Raw genomic sequence first — 22206 nt, forward strand, 5'->3', positions numbered from 1 at the left:
CAAATACTAAGCTAGATTTCGTCGACATACAGATTTGGAACAAACCTCAATTATGCGCTGCGTTGATTGGAAGTTAGCACGCATTTAAATGACTGAACATGAAGGACATCATCATGAACACTAAAATGTTATTCGTAACTTTAGCATGCACGTTAAGTTTACTAGCGAACTATGCGATCGCTAAACCCAATGACCAACGTCAAATGCGTCAAGTTTTTAAATCGCTTGACCTAACAGATGCTCAGAAGACCGAGCTACAAAAGGTCAAAGAAACGTTTAAAGCAGAGCGACCTGAAAAAGGTCAAGAAGAACGTCAATCTCAACGCGAAACGCACAAAGCTGAAATGAAGCAGCTGATGCAACAATCATCGTTTGACGAAGTACAAGCGCAACAGATCATTGAACAGAGAGCAGAAAAGCATCAACAAAAAGCGTTAACTCGCATGAAAATGCATCACGCGATGATGCAAGTATTAACGCCTGAACAGCAAGAGCAATTCATTGCTGAAATGGAAAAACGCAAAGATAAAACACGCAAAGGCGGCAAAAATAAAAACAAAAATCAAGCTTAAAGCTTGAGCAAACCTTCTCAATGCGGCAGCATGACGTTACCCCAACCTTTCGTCATGCTGGCCCATGTCTAAACCTGATTACGCTCGACTCGTAAAGTCGGCTAGCCTCACTGCCATCATTGTTGCCGTTATCCTCATCGCTATTAAAACCGTAGCATGGTTAATGACAGGATCCGCTTCTTTATTGGCTTCGTTAATTGATTCTTTTGTGGATGCAGCGGCTTCAGCCGTCAACTTCTTTGCGTTACGCTGGGCAACGAAACCTGCCGACGACGATCATCGTTTTGGTCATGGCAAAGCCGAAGCATTAGCCGCATTATTACAAGGTGGTTTTATTGCTGGTTCCGCTTTGCTGCTTGCCATGCATGGCATTGATCGGCTACTTCACCCCACCATTGTTCAACACCTGGCTCTCGGTATGGGAAGCATGGCGATCGCAACTTTGGTGACCATTGGCTTGGTGATTTACCAAAGTTGGGTGATCAAACAAACCGATTCGACCGCGATTCGAGCCGACCGTTTACATTATCAATCCGACGTAATGATGAATCTTGCCATCCTATGTTCACTCGCACTGACTTGGTACGGATGGCATGCCGCTGACGGCATATTTGCTTTAGCGATTGCGGCTTACATGATGTTTAGCGTGGTGTCGATTATTCGCCACGCACTTGACAACTTAATGGACAAAGAACTGTCGGATGACGAACGCCAGCACGTCATCAATATCGTGAATAATCACCCTCAAACATTCGGCTTACATCAACTCCGTACACGTAAATCCGCAGGCACCCGATTTATTCAACTTCATCTCGAGTTAGATGACGATCTAACTCTGGCAGAATCTCATGCCATCAGTGACGACATTGAAGCTCAGATCCAAGCCCTGTTCGATACCGTAGATGTTATCATTCACCAAGACCCACGCTCGGTTGTTGCACGTAACGCTAACGCGCAAGAAATCCGACGATGAACTTGCTAAACTTATGCCAAACATTAGTGCTAATCAGAGATTTGTAACATGCCTTTATTGGATAGCTTTACCGTTGATCACACGAAAATGGCGGCCCCTGCCGTCCGTGTTGCTAAAACCATGCAAACACCGCACAAAGATACAATTACTGTATTCGATTTACGCTTTTGCGTGCCGAATGCCGAGATCTTGTCCGAGCGCGGAATTCATACGCTTGAACACTTATTTGCTGGCTTTATGCGTGACCATTTAAATTCAGATTCGGTGGAAATTATTGACCTTTCGCCCATGGGTTGTCGCACCGGTTTTTACATGAGCTTAATTGGCACACCTTCTGAAACGGAAGTTGGAGAATGTTGGTTAGCCGCAATGAAAGACGTGCTTGGTGTAACACAACAAAGCGACATTCCAGAGCTGAACGAATATCAGTGCGGTACCTATTCCATGCATTCCTTGGAAGAAGCACAAGCCATCGCAAAAGATATTATTGAGCGAGGCGTCAGCGTCAATAGCAACGAATCGCTGGCATTACCAAAAAGTTTGCTAGAGCAACTTTAAAAAACGTAGCGATGGTTAGGCATTTAGCTCAACCGTCGCTTTACATCTTGATCGCCAATAGCGAATATAGGCTCATCTTTATTAATATTTCGCGTTCTAAATTATTATGATGTACGTTGTTGTAGTCCTCGTTGCTAGCGTTTTACTGAATATCTTTTTGTTCGTCGAGCGAATGGCATTAATGAAATCCAATACCATTGCAGATAAAAAGGTGCGCCAACTCACCGCACAAATGCAAACCTTTCGTACCTCAATCACCTCTCAAGCTCAACAAATTCAGCGCCAGCTAACTCATTTGTACAATAAAGGTGAGCCCACATCAGAAAAGCGTGTGGACCAAGTCATCCGAACATTACTCGAAAAAGTTCCTGCAGTTATTATTTCTCAATCTGAATCGGGTCAGAATCACCGAGACGTGCTCAAACAAATCCTCACAGCAGAGGATCCAGCCGCCGAAGACATCACCGCGGTCATTAAAAAGCACAACAGTAATATACAACGCATTTGGCAGAGCAGCGATCCCACCGCCCTGGCTCAAGTGTGCTTAGGCATTATTCATCAGCAACAAATGAATAAGAAAAAACCGGTGGCAGTGCTTCCGTGATATTTTCTCCTTGTCTGCCTGAATCCAATCAGGCGCGCGAACAACAGCTGACCGCATTTTGCCAGCTCCATGAACGTTGTTACGTGATGACAGGTGTCGCAGGGCGACGAATCCACTACGTAGAATACGAGCAGCCAGGGCGTCCCCTCCTCATTATTTCTCCTGGCCGTTTAGAGGCAGCGTTCAAGCATCGTGAACAGGCCATGGATTTTTGGCATCAGGGTTATCATGTGGTGGCCATCGATCACCGTGGTCAAGGGCTCTCACAACGTTTCTTCGACCACCCACAATTAGGCCATATGGATGACTTTGACAACGCTGCCATCGACCTATTAACGCTCACCAAACGCTGCAATCCAACAGGGCTTCCCGTGTTTGTTTTGGCTCATTCGATGGGCGCAAGCATTGTCTTGCGGGCGCTTCAAATACAACCCGACTGCTTTGCCGCAGCAGCCATGACCGCTCCGATGCTGTCGTTAAATTTACCGCTGCCCAGCAGCATATTAAAGTTCTGGCTCGGTTGGAAAAGCTGGCGAGATTTATCGCAGTGGCGTCAGCACAAACGCACACCACGATATGCCACTACATCACGTCAACACTACGTAGCCAGCCCATTTATCGATAACCCATTGACGCATAGCCAACTACGCTACCAATGGTTCAGAGAGCTTTACGAACGCCAACACAACCTGCAGCTCGGCGGGCCAACCCATGGCTGGATCGAACAGGCGATTGTGATGATGCAACGGATACAAGAAAATTCAGATCGGATCGAAACCCCACTACTGATTGCCACCGCAGGAAACGACACAGTGGTTACACATAGTGGAACGGAACGTTTGCGTCGCACGCTTTCAGAACGCGGTATGGCAGTAAATTGGTATCAAAGTACATTTTCTAAGCATGAAATGCTGCAAGAAAACGATGATATTCGCACGCCACTCATTGCAGCCATTCTAGAGCACTTTTCGCGCTACTCTGACCGCTAAACTACTAGAGCACTCAATCACTCAGTCGATGCAATCGAGCAGCAACTTAGCCACCCGGTCAGGTTCTGTCAGCGCCAGCAAATGCTCGCTCCCTTTTAACTCTTCAAACCGATGATCGGGTCGCAGTTTTTGCCAGCGCCGCCATTCTTTATCTTGCACAGTACTGGCAAACTCAGCTTTCAGCCCCACCAAAGGTACTTTTAGGGTTCTTAAAATAGGCCAAACGTTTGGCAAACTACCGTAAATAATTGCTTCCCAGTGTTTATCAAAACGCAACTTCAAGCCTTCTGGCGACTGCTCAAAGCCGTGCTCTATATACAAATTCAAAGCCTCATCCGATAGGTTACGCAGTGAACGTGCGCGACGATGAAACTTGAACGCAATGTCATGATCTTTAAATAACACAGGTCGCATGAGTGTCTTTTGAACCATGGTCAATTTACGTTTCACGAACCAAGGCATAAATCGCAGCATATGACTCTGAAACGAAGGAAAGGCCACAGGCTCCATCAATATCAATTGACGAAACAAATGAGGCGCTTTATTGGCAGCCAGCACCCCCAGCACTGCTCCAAGCGAGTGCCCAACCAATGTCACTGGAGGCAGCGATTGCTGTTCAATCTGCTGAACCAAGTCGTTCGCTAAATGGTTCCAATCTAGCCAGTTTTTAGGAGGATGTTGACCAGGCCATAAGGGGCGATGTTCGGCGAGCCAAACCTGATGGTGAGGTGCAAGTTGACGAAGCAGCGGCTCATAAACTCGCGGAGGAAACCCATTTGCCGGAGACAAAACCAAGGGATTGCCATGTTGAGAATATTGAATGAGAGGGATCATAATACGCCACCCTGTATCTGGTCAGACCTCAAAGTAGCGTGGCAGTGAAAATAAGGCAAGGATGTACGGATAAAAACACCCACAGACTAGCGTACTTGTAAATCCGGATCGCTTTGAATCAAACCATGCTGATCCACAGTTAACAATTGCTGCCCGTGCTTTAGAATAGCCAGCGGATGACGCCCAGAGTTGCGCACGAACATGAGGTTCGCACCCATCTCAATAAGATCTGAAACGCGATCGATTTGGAATTGCTTTAGCGTTTTATAGTGCTGTTCGAGAGGGGTATTGCCCTTTCGACGTTCACTGAGACTAAAGCCTGAAGCCCTGTCACCGAATAACATCTTTAATATTCTCTGTGTTTATTATGTTGAGCGGGCGCCATAAAAATGGCACCCGTCAATTATTAGTCAAGCGCAAGCATATCCTTGCCTTGTTCAAACACAATGTCAACAGGAATGTTAGCTTCATCTAATTTAGCGAGATCTTGCGCCAGCTCTGGACCAATTTCACCCGCGTTTTCAACCCATAACGCCACTCCATCATAATCACCATTGCCTTGATAGGTAATAATTTTGGCTGATAATTTATCCATCGCACGTTCAAATTGCTCGAAGTTGACGCGATACAAACCATCGTCAGTTTTAGTAAATGCACCTTGTTCGGCAAAGTAATTGAAACGCAGCATATTCGCCACGCCATGAGCGCTAGAAGCGCCAAAACGTACTGAACGGAAAATACCCGCCAAGAACGTGGTGTAGTAGTCTTCTAATTGCCCTTCAGCAATTTCACCTTTTTCATACAGCTTACGCACCATGTATAAGCCAAGAACATCGGCCTTACCTTCTTCAAGCGCAGAAGCATGCTCTTTTAGCGCCTGTCGAACCGTGCCCTGACCATCAAGCGTGTTCTTAATCCCTAAGCCATGCGCCACTTCGTGGAACATAGTGTTGGCAAAAAACGCATCGAAGGTAATGTATTTTCGTTGTTCAGGCACAATCAACTGCTCGGAAATTGGCATTAAAATCTTGTCGAACTTGGCGCGCATAGCATTTTTTAGCTGCAAGCGACGCGTGCCTTGAGCGAGCTGTACTCGTTCGTCGTTCGGCAAGTTAATGGCAATAGTCTTGCTGCCCGCATTGCTGTGGCCCGCATAATAGATCACATCATATGCATTAAGATCGGCATCGGAGCCCGGTGTTTCAGCTTTGTAGGCTTCACCAACCGGCAACTCTTGTTGTAGCCATGGTAAAAACGCTGCGTATTTACTGAGGCGTTCGCTCCACGCCAAGTCTTTCACTAATACGTAAGATTCAAATGCTGCTCGATACCCAAACAACAAATCTTCATAGTTTTCGATCGGCCCGATCACGACGTCGATGGGGTTGTTCTTCATTTTCATCCACGCCACATCAGACGGGTAATAGTCATTGCTGAGCAGTGCGTCAGCACGAAGCTTTAAGTAGTTGGAAAATTCAGGATCATCAGCCAACTCAGAAGCTTTGATGAGTAACTCCGCCGCTTCAGTCAGCTCAGCAGGGTAATAGTCTGAATAAGCTTTTAGCTGAAGTAGCTGGTTAGCATCGCGTTCAACAATGCTATACAAGCCATCTTTATGAGGTGCGTTGAATGCTTCAAATTCAGCTTTTTCCATGTCTGCTGGATAGAAAGACGCACCTAAAGGCTTTTTCCCAAAGCCTTCAATAAAGGGCATATCTGCGTTGAGGCGATCCCATGGGCCATAATTGATTTCGGCAAATCGGCGTACATCTGCATCGGCAATAGCCGCTAAGAAATCGTCTTTATTCTGATTAAATGCTTGCTGCCAGAACAGGTCATCCATAATTTCAGACGCTTCAATCAGCAACGCAATCATCTGCTTTTGATTGGCACTTAAATGGCTTAAATCGGCCGTCAGTGGAACACTGGTATAAATATCAAAACGCGAGCGGTCAAAACCCTCTGCAATGGCGTACTGTGCCACTTCAGTCGTGGTATTTTTTTGCGCGACTTCAGTGGGCGCTTCAGCGTTTTGTGGCTGACAAGCGACTAAAGCCATACTGGCGAGTAACGTGGATAGAGCGAAGGCTTTCATTAAAATGGGTCCTAGCAATCAATACGGTTGGCCTGAGTGTAATTGGCGGATTCACTCTTTGCCAAGCGATGTAGGTGGAGTTGAACATGATAGCTTAGCCAAGCCCGTCACGAATGCTTTGCGGTAGCGCAAAAGATACGAATATGCAGCCTAAAAGCACGCCACGCAAGGAGTTTAAGCTGCATGGCGTGATCATGAGTCACACGTATAGGCGCAGGGCCGGACATACAAACTGTTCCCCATAAAAAAGCGAGCCCTTGGCTCGCTTTTTTATGGTCTTTACCGCTGAAATTAATCTTCGAGGGGTAAATCCACCAGCGGGCTAATGTCCGCTTCATAATCCACACCATCAAACTCAAAACCAAACAGTTTCAAGAATTCATGCTTGTAGCCTGCATAATCGGTGAGTTCATAGATGTTGTTTGTTTCGACCTTGTCCCAAAGTTCCGCTACAGTGTTCTGAACCTCGTCGGTCAACTCTTTACCGTCAACACGCAAGCGGTTGTCTTCATCTAGAATCGGTCCACTGATATACATTTGGTCGAACAAACCACGAATTTGCTCGATACAGCCTTCGTGGGTACCTAGCTCTTTCATCACTTTGTACAACAACGAAATGTACAACGGCATAATTGGAATCGCCGACGATGCTTGAGTGACCAATGCTTTGAGCACACCTACGTTTGAGGTGAGGTTCAGATCAGCATGTTTTGCCGTCATGTCGCGTACTGCGCGGTCTAAATCTTCTTTCGCACGGCCGATGGTCGCTTTGCCGTATATTGGCCACGTTAATTCTTTACCGATATAGCTATATGCCACAGTGCGTGCACCTTGCGCCAATACACCTGCTTCCGCCATTTGGTCGATCCAACGTTCCCAATCTTCACCACCCATCACTTTAACCGTGTCTGCAATCTCTTGCTCAGACGCGGGCTCAAGTGACATTTCATGTACCACTTCTTTTGACGTGTCGAGTGTACGCGCGGTGTAGCTATTGTTGATAGGCTTTAATACAGAGCCGTAGACTAGGCCGTCGACTGGATCTGTGCGGCGCGGTGATGCGAGCGAATACACGACTAAGTCCACTTGACCCAAATCTTGTTTAATCAGGTCGATGGTTTTCTGTTTAATTTCATCAGAAAACGCATCGCCATTAACGCTTTTGGCATAATGACCAGCCGCTTCAGCTTCTGCATGAAATGCAGCTGTATTGTACCAGCCTGCTGAACCGGTTTTCTTCTCACTTGCAGGCTTTTCAAAAAATACGCCAACAGTTTTAGCGTTGCCACCAAATGTTGAGGTAATGCGAGATGCCAAGCCATAACCGGTTGATGAACCAATCACCAACACACGTTTTGGACCATCCTCAATTGCAGGTTGCTGACGAACGTACTCAATTTGCTGTTTCACGCTCTCGGCGCATCCTGCTGGATGAGCATTGATACAAATAAATCCACGTACACGCGGTTTGATAATCATGACGGTGTTGTCCTCTTTGCACCGGAATTTTCCGAGTCATTGTGGCCGACTATTATCCATGTCTCAAGGTTTGGACAAACTCGACCACTTATTTATCGTTTGACGGGCACATAATGGCGGCACGCAATGCCCACCAAAATAAATGCAATTGAACCCGTCGTTGCCATCACGACTACCAGCGCGGCAGCGCCGTGGCCGTTGCCCATAGCTACAATACTACTGGCGATTGCGCCCATACCGAATTGACTGGCGCCCAGTACCGCAGACGCCGTTCCTGCATTGGTTCGAAATAGCTCCATCACCGACTGCGTTGCATTGGGAAACACAAAGCTATTCAAACCAATCGCACCAGCGATTAGCACCACCAGCACAGGCAATGTTGCCATGCCCGTGAGCAACGCGCCCACCATACTCATTAAGCATGTTAATTGCGCCCATTGAGCACGGCGCAATAGAACCAACGGCGGTATTTTTCCGGCCAAACGGCCATTTAGCATGGCACCGGTGGCCATGACTACAACATTGGCAGCAAATAAGAAACCATACACTTGAGGCGTGACTTGAAAGTGCTCGATATATAAGTATGGAGAGCCGCCTAAAAATGCGAACATAGTGGCCGAATTAAACGATAATCCAACAATCCAAGCCCAACCTTTGGAGTCTCCCAGCACGGCTCGATAACGCTTCAAGATTGCGCCAACTCGGACCGAGCTTTTAGGTTGTTCTACCACATCAAGCGAATACCAAATCCACACCAATGTTATGACGGCATAAACCCCCAGCGCATGATAAATACTTCGCCAGCCACCATGCATGAGTAAAAAACCACCCAATGTTGGTGCAATCAGTGGTGCGATGAGCATCACCGTTAAGATGGTTGAGCGGATTTTAATTGCCTTAGCGCCTTGGAACTTGTCGGTAATAATTGCGTTAATGACCACTGAACCGGCAGCGCCCCCAAAGGCTTGCACGATGCGCCATCCCAAGAAGTGTTCCGCGTCGTTAGCCAACGCGGCACCAAAGCTAGAAATAGAGAACAGAATTAAACCCGTCAGCATTACGGGTCTGCGGCCAAGGCCGTCTGACAACGGGCCATGAATCAGTTGCCCTATGGCAAATCCCAACAAGAATGTACTGAGTGAGCGCTGAATAGTGGCCAATGGCACACTTAAATCACCAGCAATTGCTGGCATGGCAGGAAGGTACATATCAATGGCAAGTGGCGTCATAGCCACAACCATTGTGAGAAGAATTAAGGTTGCGCCCAACTGGCACCCCGCTCGGAAAACGCGTGAAGAAGGTGTTCAGTATAACGGATAGGTGTGCACTGTTAGCGAAAATTAACCGTTTGTTTAGGTAATTCGGTGTTACGGTCAGTTTGCAGTAATGTACTCGTGATGTGCGATGCTTGACCGGTCACATCGTCGCGGATATTGCCTGCCAACCCGCGAGCACCTTCAACTTGTTGCTGAACCGAGTCCATGGCTTGATTAAACAACTCAACGTGTTCGGCCTGATCGCGCACAAACTCCGATGCTTGGTGAGCTGCATTCACGGCTTGATGTGATTGTTCCTTGACCTTCTCGGAAGTTTGCATCAATTGCTCAGCAATGGTGCGCTGATGGCCGGACGCTTCTTTCACTTGCGTGATGCTGCCACCAAGTCGCTGTGACGACTCGGTTAAAGTACTTAAAATGTCGGTAATTTCAGTCAGTGAATTCTGTGTTTTAAAGGCCAGCTGGCGCACTTCATCAGCCACCACAGAGAACCCGCGACCGTGTACACCCGCTCGCGCAGACTCAATGGCAGCATTGAGCGCCAATAAATTGGTTTGATCAGCAATGTTGCGGATTACATCCAGAATTGCACTTACATCTTCAACTGATGCAGACAAGCTCGATAATTCATTGAAACCCAAAGTTGCCGCTTCAGACGTTTGTTCACTCGCGGCCAATACTTCTGCCACGCCCGTCAAGCTCAGTTCCATTGACGATTCGGTCTCTCGGGCATTGCTTTCTACTGCATCTGAAATTTTTGAAAGTTCCTGCGTGATATCCGACAACACCGCGGTGGTTTGGCGTGAATCAAGTAAATGCTGCTCAGTTTGACTATTAGAATGACAAATATGATTCACTTGCTCACTAATAGTCTGCAAGGCTTCAGATACCACTTTTAGCTGCTGCTGACGGCGAGCAAGCTCGTTCTGTTCATGCTGAATAAGCTGATTGAAATACTGTGCAATTTCGCCCAGTTCTGATTTTTTGTTTCGCACATCAATCGTCGTCAGTTCGTTGCTCTCCACCAAATGGTGGAATGCTTGTCGTAACTGACGGAGCGGTTTAAGCACGTAGGTAAATTGCAGCATGTAGTTTGAGACCGTAATGAACAGTAATACTGCCACCATGATCCCTGCCGCCAATTTAATGCCATCGACAATCCGCTGGCGTTCAGCACTGACCATGGTTTCACCATAAGCAATGGCGGTTTTAAACCCGTTAAGATCCTGTTCGAGCTGACGAAAACTATGTTGACGCTGAGTGGCAATTTTACGCGTTCGCTCAAGTTCGCTTGGATAGCGTCGCGCCAAGCTCATCAACTCATCTCGCGCAAGCTCTCCTTTTTCTTCAAGCTCTGAATCATCATCACCCAAGGCAAACTCGTCCACTTCTGCTTCGTGGTAAACCTCCAATAAAGGTAAGCCAACCACTTCACTGGCTGTTGACGCTAGATCATTTAATAAAGAGGTTAAATGATCGTCGCCTGATGCATGTCCCGACAATAGATCGATACGCGCCTGGCTGAGCTCATGTACAAGCAGAATGCTGTCAGTACTTAAGTCGGCATAATTGCGTGCGACAAATGGGTTGTTGGCATGCCCTTCTGAGGCATATCGTATGAGTGATTTAGCGCTAGATAGCATTTCTCGCTCGGAGATTTTAAGCAACGCCATGGGATCACCACTTAGCTTGCCAATAGCACGGTAATCTGACTTGGTTTTGTCAAGTAGGAGCTGCACTTGCTCGCGGATAGGAGCCGCGGCAGCGCCAGGCAGGTTCACAAGCTCTTCGTCTAACTGATGCAGTCGCTCTTCCACCTCAATCAAAACAACGGCGTCCCCTTGAGCAAGATATTTTTGTAAAGCAGCAACGACGCCCATGCTGGCTGTTTCTTTGATCAGTTCGTATTGGCCACGTTGTTTATCAGAAAGGTCGAGTTGTTGTTGCACCCAGAACAGCAAGCCAACAAACGCAACACTAACGGAGAACAACGCCACGGCTGAAAATCGAGCATAATGGGAAACACGCATAAGGAAACTGTACAGCACAGGCAATTAGTGAGCCGAAACATACAGCCAATAAATGACACTTTTATTACATTTTATAAGTAAGTGTTTAAAAAGCTGACATATGCCGGACAAATATCACTCAAAGTGACTCAAGCTTGCGTTTTCACTGAGCGTCACTCACACACATTAAATGTATTTAATATGAAATAAAATCAGCAATTTATTACACAATTACAGCAGAATTAACCCAACACCTCATATGACGTCTTTGTTGCAAACGCCAAGCCAGCAATGGCAATCTCCACCGTTTCAAAGCTCGCTAAGTCAGCATATACACATCAAAACGATTTTTTTTGGTTTTGATTTGATGGTGCGGTGGTTTCCCCGCAAGCGGCTCTGCATAATCTGGGCGCTTGACCACCACACGCTTGGTCGCTTTGGATAAAGCAACATCAAGCAGCGCATCGGCATCAGCATCAGAGCCTACTACGCCTTGAAAAACTCGCATTTCTTTTTTGACCTGAGCCGATTTCTGACGATGCGGATACATGGGGTCTAAATACACGACATCATGACATTCCAAACGCTTTAGCACGTCCAATGCATGACCGTGATACAGCGCTACGCGCGCGCTCACCCAATCGCCAATATCTTCATTTTCTAATGCTCTGCGGTAGCCATCAAACAGCAAGGCCGCAACCACAGGGCTGCGTTCAATAAGCGAGACACGGCAACCTAAAGAAGCTAATACCATCGCATCTCGGCCAAGGCCTGCGGTAGCATCTATGATTGAAGGCGTCTGCCCAGACTTTAAACCACATGCTTTGGCGATCGCCTGCCCTCGGCCACCGCCAAAATTGCGACGATGAGCAACGGCCCCCTCAACCCAATCCACGGTGACATCACCCAATTTAGGTTGGCGTCCATCACGTAAAACCAACCCTCGTTCGGTCATCACCAACCACATGGCTTCGGCCTGTTTAGTGAATTCAAACACCTCAAGATCGCATTGTTCGGCCACCGCTTTTGCATGGGCTAACTGACTGGTGAGTTCACATAAGATGTTAATCGATTCAGGCATATATCTGAGTTTTCTCTAACTTGGGTTAACAGTGTAATACTTCACGGGTCATTCCCCCAACACTTGATGGGTTTGCGTTAAAAATCGTGGTAGTTTATCGGTTATAAACATCGCATTTCAGAAAGAAATTGCTAACCTCAAAGTCCTATGGAAAGGCACCGAATCGTCATATGAACCAAGCTAGGCTACTTCAATTATCTTCAGTCAGCCCGCAACGGCCACTCGTGGTTGCAGTGATCCTTGGCTTGCTCGCTGCTTTTACCAATCTATTTACGATTCCAATGCTCGCGAATACCAGCCTGGTGCTGGGCGGGGTGTTTACTATGCTGGCGGCTATTTTAATGCGTCCGCAATATGCCTTGCTTGCCACCCTAATTGGGGTAATGGGTCTACTTATCAATTGGCAGCATGGTTGGGGCTTTATTTGGTTTCCGTTGGAAGCCATTTTTGTCAATTGGATGGTCAGGCACAGAGTTCACGCCTTAGTGGCTGATCTGATTTACTGGCTGCTGATTGGCATTCCTATTGTTTATTTCGTACTGGTGAGTATTAACAACCTCTCACCACCCATGCTAGCGACAATTTTAACCAAACAAGTGTTGAATGGTTATTTGTATACTCTGATAGCTTCGTTTTTTGCCATGTTGCCGTTTGTCCGGCGTCAATTGAATGCCGACGAGCTCTCTCTACCATCACTTAAAGTCTATTTAACCCAAGCATTTGGAATGATCAGTACCGTCTGTTTGCTTGCCTATGGATTAATGACCGAGCGCAATTACACCATCAGCGTAGAAGAAGATGTGAAGCGTAGCTTGAGTTATTCATCTCAACAACTTTCCGATAACCTTGACAATAGTTTAGATGAGCTCAAGCACAGCTTCGCTACGTACGCAACTTTGCTCGAAGTATCTCCTCTTACAAACCCTCAGCCTACACTCGAAGCCATGCTCAAGGCCAACCCTGAATTAGCCGCAATACAGCTTCTTGATAAGTCCGCAGAACCCATTTATTCAGCACGCCGAACCTCATTTAATCGGCCGCTAATGAGCTCAAGCAACATGATTGCTTTCTCGAATGAGTCAGCTCTCGAAGCGGTGAAAAAACATGAAGTAACGTTATCAAAAGTGATGCTCAAACCTTCAGTGAGTCTCTATCCACTTATCTCCGTCAGCGCCCCGCTATATGAAACTGATCAATTCCATGCGCAAGGCGTTTTGCAGGGCCTAATCGACCTTAAAACCATTGAGACCCGACATCAGCAGCTATTTATTGATGATGAGGTCGATTACTTAGTATTGGACTCTTCCGGTGCCGCGTTGTTTTCCAGCAGAGACATTGCCTTTCCACCATTGAAAAAGGTGGTTTATAGCCCGCAAGAAATGGCCACACTGCCTTTGCCTGTTGAGGCAATTACACTCAACTTACCCGACGGGGAACGCGACTATTTTTATCATGAAACAACGTTAGATTCCGGCTGGAAGCTTATTGTTCTGTCGAGAACCTCTGAAACCTTAAGTACATTGCAACGGCATTACCTCAATTGGGCTCTGTTTATTGTACTCGCATCATTGGTATCAGTGGCCTTAGGTCAGCTCATTGCGAACTTATTTACTCGCCCGCTTGAAGAGTTATTATCACTGTCCAATTATGAAAACCCGCAACAAGCGAACACTAGCCCTGTGGCCCCGCATTTTCATTACGTGGAACAACAACAGCTTTTTTCCACGCTGGCTCGAAAATCAAAAGCGCTGGCAACGTACTACAACTCGCTGGAACAACAGGTTAATGCTCGAACTCATGAATTACAGGTACTCAACGACCGCCTTAGCCGAGTGTTACAAGCCTCCTCGGACGGCATTTTGGAAGTAGGCTCAGGTGGGCAAGTTAACTTTGCCAACCAAACTCTCGCGGGCTGGCTCGGGCAAAGTGCACGTCACCTTGTGGGGCAATCCATCGACAATTTGCTGCGTCCAGTCAGCGGCTCAATGACTCTAGAGCAATGTGTTCATGAAGCACGATTTACCCGACGAATCGCCCAAGGAGAGGGTTTGTTAAAGCTAGGTGAGTCGCTGCTAGAGCTGGAGTTTAATGCCGCCCCCACACTGCTAGAAGACGGAAATGTGGGTGCCGTAGTCATGTTGCGTAACGTCACTAGTCGCAAAGAAATACAACGGAACGTAGATCAAGCCCGTCGCAGTGCAGAGCAAGCCGCTCGCGCGAAATCAGATTTTGTGGCGAATATGAGCCATGAAATTCGAACACCGTTGAATGCCATTATTGGGCTGATTCAACTGTTTGGCTACGACAACCTCTCTCAACCTCAACGCCAGTACCTTCGTCGCATGGCTCATGGCGCAGATTTACTGCAAGCCATTGTGAATGACATTCTGGATTATTCTAAAATTGAAGCCGGTCATTTGGAGTTAGACCAACAAGCGTTTGATATCAGCGCATTACTCGATAACTTACGATTGTTGATGTCATCCCGTGCAGAGCAAAAAGATTTAGAACTTGAATGCCATGTTATGGACGAAGTGCCTATTGGTGTCATTGGGGATCCATTACGACTGAGCCAAATCATGATGAACTTGGTGTCTAATGCCATTAAGTTTACTCAACGCGGTAGCATTAAAGTAAGCATTACGGCGCTGCCCGACTGTGACGAAGACAAAGCCCACTTACGCTTTGAAGTGTCGGACACAGGTATTGGTATTCCACAAGATAAATTATCGAGTTTATTCAATCCTTTCACTCAAGCCGATTCTGCTACCACGCGACAATACGGAGGCACAGGTTTGGGCCTCGCTATCTGTCAACGCTTGGTGAAATTAATGGAAGGTCAACTGCAAGTCAGCAGCATTACAGACCGAGGCAGTAAATTTTGGTTTGATATTCAAATGCCCGTTGCCGCGCCTGATCAAAGCCTATTGCAGGGCCCTTCGTCCGACACTGCACCGCCCAATATTTTGTTTAAGCAGCAACATATCTTAGTAGTGGAAGACAACGAGGTGAACTCTCAAATTGTTCAACTCATGCTTGGCCGACTGGGCTTGAAAGCTTCCTGCGCCAGCAGTGGCGAACAAGCATTGGCGACCCTCAAAGGCGAACAAGGCTTCGACTTAGTGCTAATGGATTTACAAATGCCCGACATGGACGGCATTCAAACCACAGAAGTCATTCGTACCATCAATCGCTTCAATGATTTACCCGTGATTGCACTGACCGCACATGCAACCCTCGCGGATAAAAAGCGCTGCCTACAAGCTGGCATGCAAGACCATATTGGCAAGCCAATCAATATGAATGAGCTTACGCGCATTCTAGCGCGCTACCTCGATTACGAAACCACTGAAACCGACTCGGAGGCTTTGATCACAGCGCCGGTCGAATCGGCAGATGTTAGCTCTCAGCCTGACCCACAACCTAATGCTGGCGACATTGCAGTATTTTATCAAAAATACAGTCACCTTAGTGGGCACTTAGGCACGTTGGCAGAAGTGGGCGCGTGGCAAGATGCAAAGGATTTAGTCGGAAAAGCATTAGCGGCCTGCCATGCTCAAGAACTACAAGCTGTGAGGGCGTTATTAGTCTCTATTCGACATGAGCTGAGTGATGACCAATGTTCTGCTAAAAACCTATCTGAACTCGATAAGCTTCTAGCAGAGCAAGCATAAATAGCGTCGAATTTATGCGGCTTGAATGCCACTGTGGCGCAATAACGGCTGAATGTCAGGTTCGCGACCTCGGAAGGCTTTGAACAAATCCATTGGCGCTTCAGAGCCACCTTTTTCTAACACGCAGGTTAAAAACGCCCGTCCGGTTTGAGCATTGAAAATACCATCGGACTCAAACTTGTCGAAGGCATCTGCAGACAACACTTCGGCCCACTTGTAGCTGTAGTAACCGGCGGAATATCCACCCGCAAAAATATGACCAAACGAGTTCTGAAAACGGTTAAACGGCGCAGGTTCAATCACGGCAACACGCTCACGTACCGACGCCAACACTTCGGCAATATCACCGCCAGATTGGTGTAACTCAAAATCAAACAAGCTAAATTCTAGTTGGCGCATCATGCCTAATGCAGACTGGAAGTTACGCCCGTCTAGAAGGCGTTGCAACATATCTTGCGGCAAGGGCTCATTGGTGTCGTAGTGACCGGAAATGAACGCCAACGCTTCAGGTTGCCAGCACCAGTTTTCCAAGAATTGACTGGGCAATTCAACCGCGTCCCATGCCACTCCGTTAATCCCTGAAACCCCAGCCACGTCGATTTGCGTCAACATGTGGTGCAAACCATGGCCAAACTCATGAAACATCGTCACAACTTCATCGTGGGTGAACAGTGCAGGCTTATCTCCTACAGGCTTATTAAAGTTACAGGTTAAATAAGCCACCGGTAATTGCAGGCCCGCAGGGGTTGTACGACGTACTCGGCATTCATCCATCCAGGCCCCACCGCGCTTATGCTCGCGCGCATATAAATCGAGATAGAAGCTGCCGCGTTGTTGGTTATCGGCATCATAAATGGTGAAGAAACGCACATCATTATGCCAACGGTCAAAGTCTTGCTGCTCTTCAATGCGAATGCCAAATAAACGACTCACCACTTCAAACATGCCGCTCAGTACACGTTGCTCAGGAAAGTACGGGCGCAATTGCTCGTCATTGATAGCATATCGAGCTTGTTTGAGCTTTTCTGCGTAATAAGTGAGGTCCCACACGTTCAACTCAGTAACGCCATGGGTTTGCGTGGCAAACGCGGTAAGCTCGGCAATTTCTTGCTCAGCTTGAGGCTTGCTGCGACGGGCTAAATCATTTAGAAACCGCAATACTTGCTCCGGCGATTCAGCCATCTTGGTACTCAGAGATAACTCAGCGTAGTTGTCAAAACCAAGTAAGGCAGCCAACTCCTGACGCAGTGCGACTTGCTCTTTCATGATGGCGGAGTTGTTCCACTGTTCAGCATTCGGCCCCTGATCCGAAGCGCGAGTACAAAATGCGGTGTAAATTTCGCGGCGCAATTCAGCACTGTCAGCATATGTCATCACAGCAATATAACTTGGGAATTCAAGCGTCAGTAGGTAACCATCCAACTCTTTTAATTGGGCGGCTTGTTCAGCAGCAGCAATGGCAGACTCAGGTAATCCCGCCAGTTCATTGACATCAGTCACATGCTTTTGCCATGCATTGGTGGCATCGAGCAAGTTATTGCTAAAAGTTGATGATAATTCGGAAAGGCGAGCTTTCACTTCTGCATAGCGGGCTTGCTGCTTGGGCTCTAAATCAATGCCCGACAAGCGGAAGTCTCTCAAACTATTGTCGATCACCTGTTTTTGCGCCTGACTTAAAGTGCCGTATGTGTCGCTTTTTGAAAATGCATCATAAGCGCTAAATAGACCTTGATGCTGGCCTACAAATGTTCCGTATTCAGACCGCAAGGGTAAACACGCATCGTGCGCCTCTCGCAATTCAGGAGAGTTCACCACACTATTCATGTGGCTCACTGGAGACCACAATTGACTTAGCGCATCATCGGCATTTTCGAGGGGTTCAACGAGTGATTCCCATGTGTGCTCGGACGTGCTCGCCAAGGTTTGTTCTATCACGCTTTTACAGTGCGCAATGGCTTGTTCAACTGCCGGCTGAATGTGTTCAGGCTGAATGGCTGAAAAAGGCGGCAATACTTGGGATTCAAGCAGAGGATTAGGTTGCGTCATGGAATCTCTCATTCTGTCCGTAAGTGGCTCTAAAGAACCTGATTAAAGCTACAATGGGGGCATTCATGTTGATTTTCAACCACCCCCCTATACTGTGCTTTGCCAGCAAGCAATCCATCTGGCAAACTGCATTCAGTCCAGAAAAAGAGAAACACAATGAAAGCATTCGATTATATCTGTATTGGTGGCGGCAGCGGTGGCATTGCATCAGCAAACCGCGCAGCCATGCACGGCCAAAAAGTGGCATTGATAGAAGCGCGCCATATTGGCGGAACTTGCGTTAACGTAGGTTGTGTTCCTAAAAAAGCAATGTGGTTTGGCGCTCAGGTTGCTGAAGCCATTCATAAATATGCGCCAGATTACGGTTTTGATGTCACTTTAAATAACTTCGACTGGAAGACATTGGTCGACAGTCGCGAAGCTTACATTGAGCGAATTCATGGCTCATACGAGCGAGTGTTTAAAAACAATGGCGTTGAAGTCATCAACGGTTTTGCCAAGTTTGTAGACAACCACACCATCGAAGTAAATGGCGAACTCTACACCGCGCCTCACATCACCATTGCCACCGGCGGTGCGCCAACGCTTCCTAACGTACCTGGGGCAGAGCACGGTATCGATTCAGATGGTTTCTTCGCGCTCACAGAACAACCCAAAAGCGTAGCCGTGATCGGCGCAGGTTATATTGCGGTTGAGCTTGCAGGCGTATTGCATTCACTGGGAAGTGAAACTCACTTAGCCGTTCGTAAGCACGCACCTTTGCGCGAATTCGATCCCATGCTGAGTGAAACCCTCATGGAACTCATGGCTGAAGATGGCCCTACGCTGCATACTCACAGCGTTCCTTCTCAGGTCACTAAAAATGCCGATGATACAATCAAAATTACTTTTGAAAATGGCACTTCACTGACCGTTGAATGCCTCATTTGGGCGATTGGTCGCGCACCGGCAACCGATAAAATCAACCTCGACAAAACAGACGTTCAATTAAACGAACGCGGTTACATCATTGTTGATGAATACCAAAACACCACGGCAGAAGGTGTGTATGCCGTTGGTGATAACATTGGTTATGTTGAATTAACGCCTGTGGCAGTGAAAGCAGGTCGCTTCTTATCAGAGCGATTATTTAACGGTCAGCACGACGCTAAAATGGATTACACCTTAATCCCGACAGTTGTGTTCAGCCATCCCACCATCGGCACCATTGGTTTAACAGAACCACAAGCTATGGAAGAGTTTGGAAAAGACAGCGTTAAAGTCTACAACTCCACTTTTGGCGCAATGTACACGGCAGTAACGCAGCATCGTCAAATTACGCGCATGAAGTTAATTTGTGCCGGCCCCGACCAAAAAGTGGTAGGCCTTCACGGCATAGGCTTGGGCATGGATGAAATTCTTCAAGGGTTTGGCGTGGCCATGAAGATGGGCGCAACCAAAGCTGATTTTGACGCCTGTGTGGCCATTCACCCTACGTCAGCAGAAGAGTTTGTTACGTTGCGTTAGTTGCATTATTCATCTGAACAATGGCGGCTAATTTGAGCCGCCTTTTTGAATTCTACATTTAGGAAATATCATGTCGAAGAAAGTCTACTGCCTTGCCCAATTCAGAGCTAAACAAGGGCGACACGACGAACTCTTTCAAATTCTTCAAAACCTTGAATCCGACGTACTCCGAGAAGATGGTTGCCTACAATACATCGTCACGCAACAAATCAAGAGTGACTTTGCCACCGACGAATCCGATTTCCCCATCGTGTTCAATGAAATATGGGCCGACATAGACGCATTTGAAGCACATTGTCAGCGTTCTCCGGTACAGGCATTTTTTGAACAACAATGTGTAGCAGAAACCGGCGCTGCGGAACAGTGGCATGTATCAATTTACAGCGACGAACCTAATGGATACGAAGCGCCTAAACTGCCAATGAGTTCCGAAGTTTAATGCGCTAATAGCGCAAATCACGCTGCGCTCTCCCAACAACCGAACAGAAAAAGTTGCTGATTCAGTTGGTAAGTACATCCGCCTGCATCAAGTTAAACATAATATGTTTAACTTGATCACATAAAAATAAACATTGGACATTTGTTCGCCCATTTGTGGTAACTTCCCGAATCATCAATAAAATCCATTTTATGAGTCGGTTATAGTCCATGAAAAAAACAGCGCCCCCTCGTCTCGTCACCTTGGCGTTACTAATCCCCTTGTTAAGCCTCACGGCCTGCTCTGGCGGAAGTTCAAATGCGACAAGTTCGAACGTTGCCACTGACGTCATTCCACCCCACCTCCCAGCGCCTATAGAGCCCTCACCTGAAGATTCTCCCGTCACGCTTACCGATACCGACTTAAATGGCTATTCGGGTCCCGACATTGGTTTCTTTGAAAATCGCGTGTTGGATGACGAGCCTGAGATTTTATATGCGGTTGAGAACTTTACTCGCACGACGAACGATACTTCGCGTCTCAAGCAAGCACTCAACCGCGCCAGCGAGGAAGATGATGGTGGCGTGGTGAGACTGAAACCTGCTGCAAACGGAGCCAATACACGGTTTAGCTTGGCCCATGTGGCTGTTCCTTCCAATATCAGGCTCGAGGTTGATCCTGATGTTGTCTTAGAAATGCGCGGCATCAAGGAACTTGAATTCCCCACCGGCTCGGCGACCAACAGGCCTAATCGACAATTTTTATTCTCTTTCGGGCGCAGCAACGGCCCAAAAAATTTACTGGAACAACGAGTGGTGAATGTTGAAATTACATCCACCGATCCGACACGGAATTTTACCGTAGATGCCCGCACAAACATGCCTATTTCTTATGGTTTGATGTCTGGAGGCAATGGCGGTGGCCAAGTGAATTTAACCCGCGCCATTCCTTTTGGGTTCTTTTACGTTGAAAATTTCGCGACTTCAAACGTCACCATTGAAGACAATCATACAGAGTCAGTGTCAGTACAAATGTTTGCCGACGCCGACTATCAAGATGGCGCATATGCTTATCGCTTTGGCTCGACTCCTGTTTTTTTAAATCATAGATATGTAAAGAACCCAAGCGGCTCAGCCAACCTTAATATCCCCATGAACGAGGCCAATATCCCCTTAACGACTAACGCCAACAACGAATTCATAGATGAAAGTGGCAATGTGATTTCTGATATTTTTGCCATAAGAAGAAACCCCACTTACGGACGCACACCCGTTAAAGGTTCGATTAAGAACATTCGTGCCATCAACGCCCACACCGGTTACGGCGCTGTACAAGTGTATGGCGGAGATTGGATCGAAATTGATAATATCGACGCATTTAACGGCATTGGTGTTCGCGTTGAAGCAGGTAACGGCACCGATACTGACAACTTCAATCGTTCCGGCCCTTATTATTCGTCTATGAATAAAATCAAGATTTCGAATGTGACGGTGACACAAGGTTTTACTGGCGTTTGGCTCAAACCGCACAGCAAAATCATGAAAGATATTAGCGTAGAAAACATCGAAGCTATTGATAGCGGCACAGCACTATTGATCGGAAAGGGCTCTTTCGCCTGTCATTTAAAATGTAGAGACTTAACACGGGGCCGCATTAATAATTTAGAAATCAAAGGCGATATTGTTTTGCGCCAAACCATCTTCGATAGACCTGTTGCAGAAGTCGGAAATCTTGCCACTTACTTCTTGAGTCAATCAAATCGCGAACACCTAGCAGCCCAAACCCAAAAAAGCTTAACCACTATTTCGAGAAACGACTTAGAGCACAACGTATCGGGAGAACGTTGGTATCTGATCTTTCCAACCGCTCCGGTATTGGCTTTATCACAACTTTCAGCCACCGAGATTGGTAACCAGTCGTCCAAAGAAGGGTTTTACCCTGTGGACCTAAGTCAGGCGAATATCATGCAAGACGGGTTGGCGCTGGCTGATGATGAAACCGAGCGACCCGATATTTTGTACCGCTCGGATATGAAAACACCTAACGGCCAAGTCGCAACCGATTTTATCTTTAAATAAAGAAAGACGGCAG

The 22206-nt window shown here is 47.1% G+C and carries 17 protein-coding genes; 9 read left to right on the top strand and 8 right to left on the bottom strand.

Annotated elements, in window-relative coordinates:
• Positions 1-113 precede the first annotated feature (113 nt).
• The 5 genes from NAF29_RS15465 (at position 114) to NAF29_RS15485 (ending at position 3696) form a co-directional block, all read left to right on the top strand.
• Positions 114-572 (top strand): Spy/CpxP family protein refolding chaperone, encoded by a 459-nt coding sequence (locus tag NAF29_RS15465; protein WP_251262525.1) that lies wholly within the window; start codon positions 114-116, stop codon positions 570-572.
• Between the two features lie 64 nt (positions 573-636).
• Positions 637-1545 carry a cation diffusion facilitator family transporter gene (locus NAF29_RS15470; protein ID WP_251262526.1) on the top strand — a complete coding sequence of 303 codons (909 nt, stop codon included), beginning with the start codon at positions 637-639 and terminating at the stop codon, positions 1543-1545.
• Between the two features lie 48 nt (positions 1546-1593).
• Positions 1594-2103, top strand: a complete 510-nt coding sequence (gene luxS / locus NAF29_RS15475; RefSeq protein WP_251262527.1) for an S-ribosylhomocysteine lyase — start codon at positions 1594-1596, stop codon at positions 2101-2103.
• 172 nt (positions 2104-2275) lie between these two features.
• Positions 2276-2707 (top strand): hypothetical protein, encoded by a 432-nt coding sequence (locus tag NAF29_RS15480; protein ID WP_251262528.1) that lies wholly within the window; start codon positions 2276-2278, stop codon positions 2705-2707.
• Positions 2704-3696, top strand: a complete 993-nt coding sequence (locus NAF29_RS15485; RefSeq protein ID WP_251262529.1) for an alpha/beta fold hydrolase — start codon at positions 2704-2706, stop codon at positions 3694-3696. The genes NAF29_RS15480 and NAF29_RS15485 overlap by 4 nt, the downstream gene beginning before the upstream one ends.
• 21 nt (positions 3697-3717) lie before the next feature.
• On the opposite strand, the gene NAF29_RS15490 is transcribed toward NAF29_RS15485, so the two are convergent.
• The 7 genes from NAF29_RS15490 to NAF29_RS15520 all read right to left on the bottom strand — a co-directional run bounded on the left by NAF29_RS15490 (position 3718) and on the right by NAF29_RS15520 (position 12471).
• Complete coding sequence (locus tag NAF29_RS15490; RefSeq protein ID WP_251262530.1) at positions 3718-4530, bottom strand: alpha/beta fold hydrolase; 813 nt, start codon at positions 4528-4530, stop codon at positions 3718-3720.
• A gap of 86 nt (positions 4531-4616) precedes the next feature.
• On the bottom strand, positions 4617-4874 hold the full coding sequence (locus NAF29_RS15495) for a hypothetical protein (RefSeq protein ID WP_251262531.1): 258 nt from the start codon (positions 4872-4874) through the stop codon (positions 4617-4619).
• Between the two features lie 62 nt (positions 4875-4936).
• Positions 4937-6625, bottom strand: a complete 1689-nt coding sequence (locus NAF29_RS15500) for a dipeptidyl-peptidase 3 family protein (protein ID WP_251262532.1) — start codon at positions 6623-6625, stop codon at positions 4937-4939.
• Between the two features lie 291 nt (positions 6626-6916).
• On the bottom strand, positions 6917-8104 hold the full coding sequence (gene fabV, locus NAF29_RS15505) for an enoyl-ACP reductase FabV (protein ID WP_251262533.1): 1188 nt from the start codon (positions 8102-8104) through the stop codon (positions 6917-6919).
• A 92-nt stretch (positions 8105-8196) separates the two neighbouring features.
• Positions 8197-9372 carry a multidrug effflux MFS transporter gene (locus tag NAF29_RS15510; protein ID WP_285817803.1) on the bottom strand — a complete coding sequence of 392 codons (1176 nt, stop codon included), beginning with the start codon at positions 9370-9372 and terminating at the stop codon, positions 8197-8199.
• 62 nt (positions 9373-9434) lie between these two features.
• Positions 9435-11411, bottom strand: a complete 1977-nt coding sequence (locus NAF29_RS15515) for a methyl-accepting chemotaxis protein (protein WP_251262535.1) — start codon at positions 11409-11411, stop codon at positions 9435-9437.
• Between the two features lie 298 nt (positions 11412-11709).
• Positions 11710-12471, bottom strand: coding sequence for a class I SAM-dependent methyltransferase (locus NAF29_RS15520; protein ID WP_251262536.1), 762 nt, complete (start codon positions 12469-12471; stop codon positions 11710-11712).
• Between the two features lie 170 nt (positions 12472-12641).
• Between NAF29_RS15520 and NAF29_RS15525 the strand changes: the two genes are divergently transcribed.
• On the top strand, positions 12642-16145 hold the full coding sequence (locus NAF29_RS15525; RefSeq protein ID WP_251262537.1) for an ATP-binding protein: 3504 nt from the start codon (positions 12642-12644) through the stop codon (positions 16143-16145).
• Positions 16146-16157: 12 nt separating this feature from the next.
• On the opposite strand, the gene prlC is transcribed toward NAF29_RS15525, so the two are convergent.
• Positions 16158-18191: an oligopeptidase A gene (gene prlC / locus NAF29_RS15530; RefSeq protein WP_251262538.1), complete on the bottom strand. Its 2034-nt coding sequence runs from the start codon at positions 18189-18191 to the stop codon at positions 16158-16160.
• Between the two features lie 156 nt (positions 18192-18347).
• Here prlC and gorA point away from each other — a divergent pair, with 156 nt between their 5' ends.
• The 3 genes from gorA to NAF29_RS15545 all read left to right on the top strand — a co-directional run bounded on the left by gorA (position 18348) and on the right by NAF29_RS15545 (position 22193).
• Entirely contained in the window at positions 18348-19697 is a 1350-nt protein-coding gene (gorA, locus tag NAF29_RS15535) for a glutathione-disulfide reductase (protein WP_251262539.1), read from the top strand.
• A gap of 70 nt (positions 19698-19767) precedes the next feature.
• On the top strand, positions 19768-20136 hold the full coding sequence (locus NAF29_RS15540; RefSeq protein ID WP_251262540.1) for a putative quinol monooxygenase: 369 nt from the start codon (positions 19768-19770) through the stop codon (positions 20134-20136).
• Between the two features lie 209 nt (positions 20137-20345).
• Positions 20346-22193, top strand: coding sequence for a hypothetical protein (locus NAF29_RS15545; RefSeq protein WP_251262541.1), 1848 nt, complete (start codon positions 20346-20348; stop codon positions 22191-22193).
• The last annotated feature ends 13 nt before the right edge of the window (positions 22194-22206 follow it).

The sequence above is a fragment of the Echinimonas agarilytica genome, assembly GCF_023703465.1.
Lineage (GTDB): Bacteria > Pseudomonadota > Gammaproteobacteria > Enterobacterales > Neiellaceae > Echinimonas > Echinimonas agarilytica.

Excerpts from the sequence above, each read along its gene's own strand:
- NAF29_RS15465 (WP_251262525.1), top strand. The coding sequence starts at position 114 with ATGAACACTAAAATGTTATTCGTAACTTTAGCATGCACGTTAAGTTTA.
- NAF29_RS15470 (WP_251262526.1), top strand. The coding sequence starts at position 637 with ATGTCTAAACCTGATTACGCTCGACTCGTAAAGTCGGCTAGCCTCACT.
- luxS (WP_251262527.1), top strand. The coding sequence starts at position 1,594 with ATGCCTTTATTGGATAGCTTTACCGTTGATCACACGAAAATGGCGGCC.
- NAF29_RS15480 (WP_251262528.1), top strand. The coding sequence starts at position 2,276 with ATGGCATTAATGAAATCCAATACCATTGCAGATAAAAAGGTGCGCCAA.
- NAF29_RS15490 (WP_251262530.1), bottom strand. The coding sequence starts at position 4,530 with ATGATCCCTCTCATTCAATATTCTCAACATGGCAATCCCTTGGTTTTG.
- NAF29_RS15495 (WP_251262531.1), bottom strand. The coding sequence starts at position 4,874 with ATGTTATTCGGTGACAGGGCTTCAGGCTTTAGTCTCAGTGAACGTCGA.
- NAF29_RS15500 (WP_251262532.1), bottom strand. The coding sequence starts at position 6,625 with ATGAAAGCCTTCGCTCTATCCACGTTACTCGCCAGTATGGCTTTAGTC.
- fabV (WP_251262533.1), bottom strand. The coding sequence starts at position 8,104 with ATGATTATCAAACCGCGTGTACGTGGATTTATTTGTATCAATGCTCAT.
- NAF29_RS15515 (WP_251262535.1), bottom strand. The coding sequence starts at position 11,411 with ATGCGTGTTTCCCATTATGCTCGATTTTCAGCCGTGGCGTTGTTCTCC.
- NAF29_RS15520 (WP_251262536.1), bottom strand. The coding sequence starts at position 12,471 with ATGCCTGAATCGATTAACATCTTATGTGAACTCACCAGTCAGTTAGCC.
- NAF29_RS15525 (WP_251262537.1), top strand. The coding sequence starts at position 12,642 with ATGAACCAAGCTAGGCTACTTCAATTATCTTCAGTCAGCCCGCAACGG.
- prlC (WP_251262538.1), bottom strand. The coding sequence starts at position 18,191 with ATGACGCAACCTAATCCTCTGCTTGAATCCCAAGTATTGCCGCCTTTT.
- gorA (WP_251262539.1), top strand. The coding sequence starts at position 18,348 with ATGAAAGCATTCGATTATATCTGTATTGGTGGCGGCAGCGGTGGCATT.
- NAF29_RS15540 (WP_251262540.1), top strand. The coding sequence starts at position 19,768 with ATGTCGAAGAAAGTCTACTGCCTTGCCCAATTCAGAGCTAAACAAGGG.
- NAF29_RS15545 (WP_251262541.1), top strand. The coding sequence starts at position 20,346 with ATGAAAAAAACAGCGCCCCCTCGTCTCGTCACCTTGGCGTTACTAATC.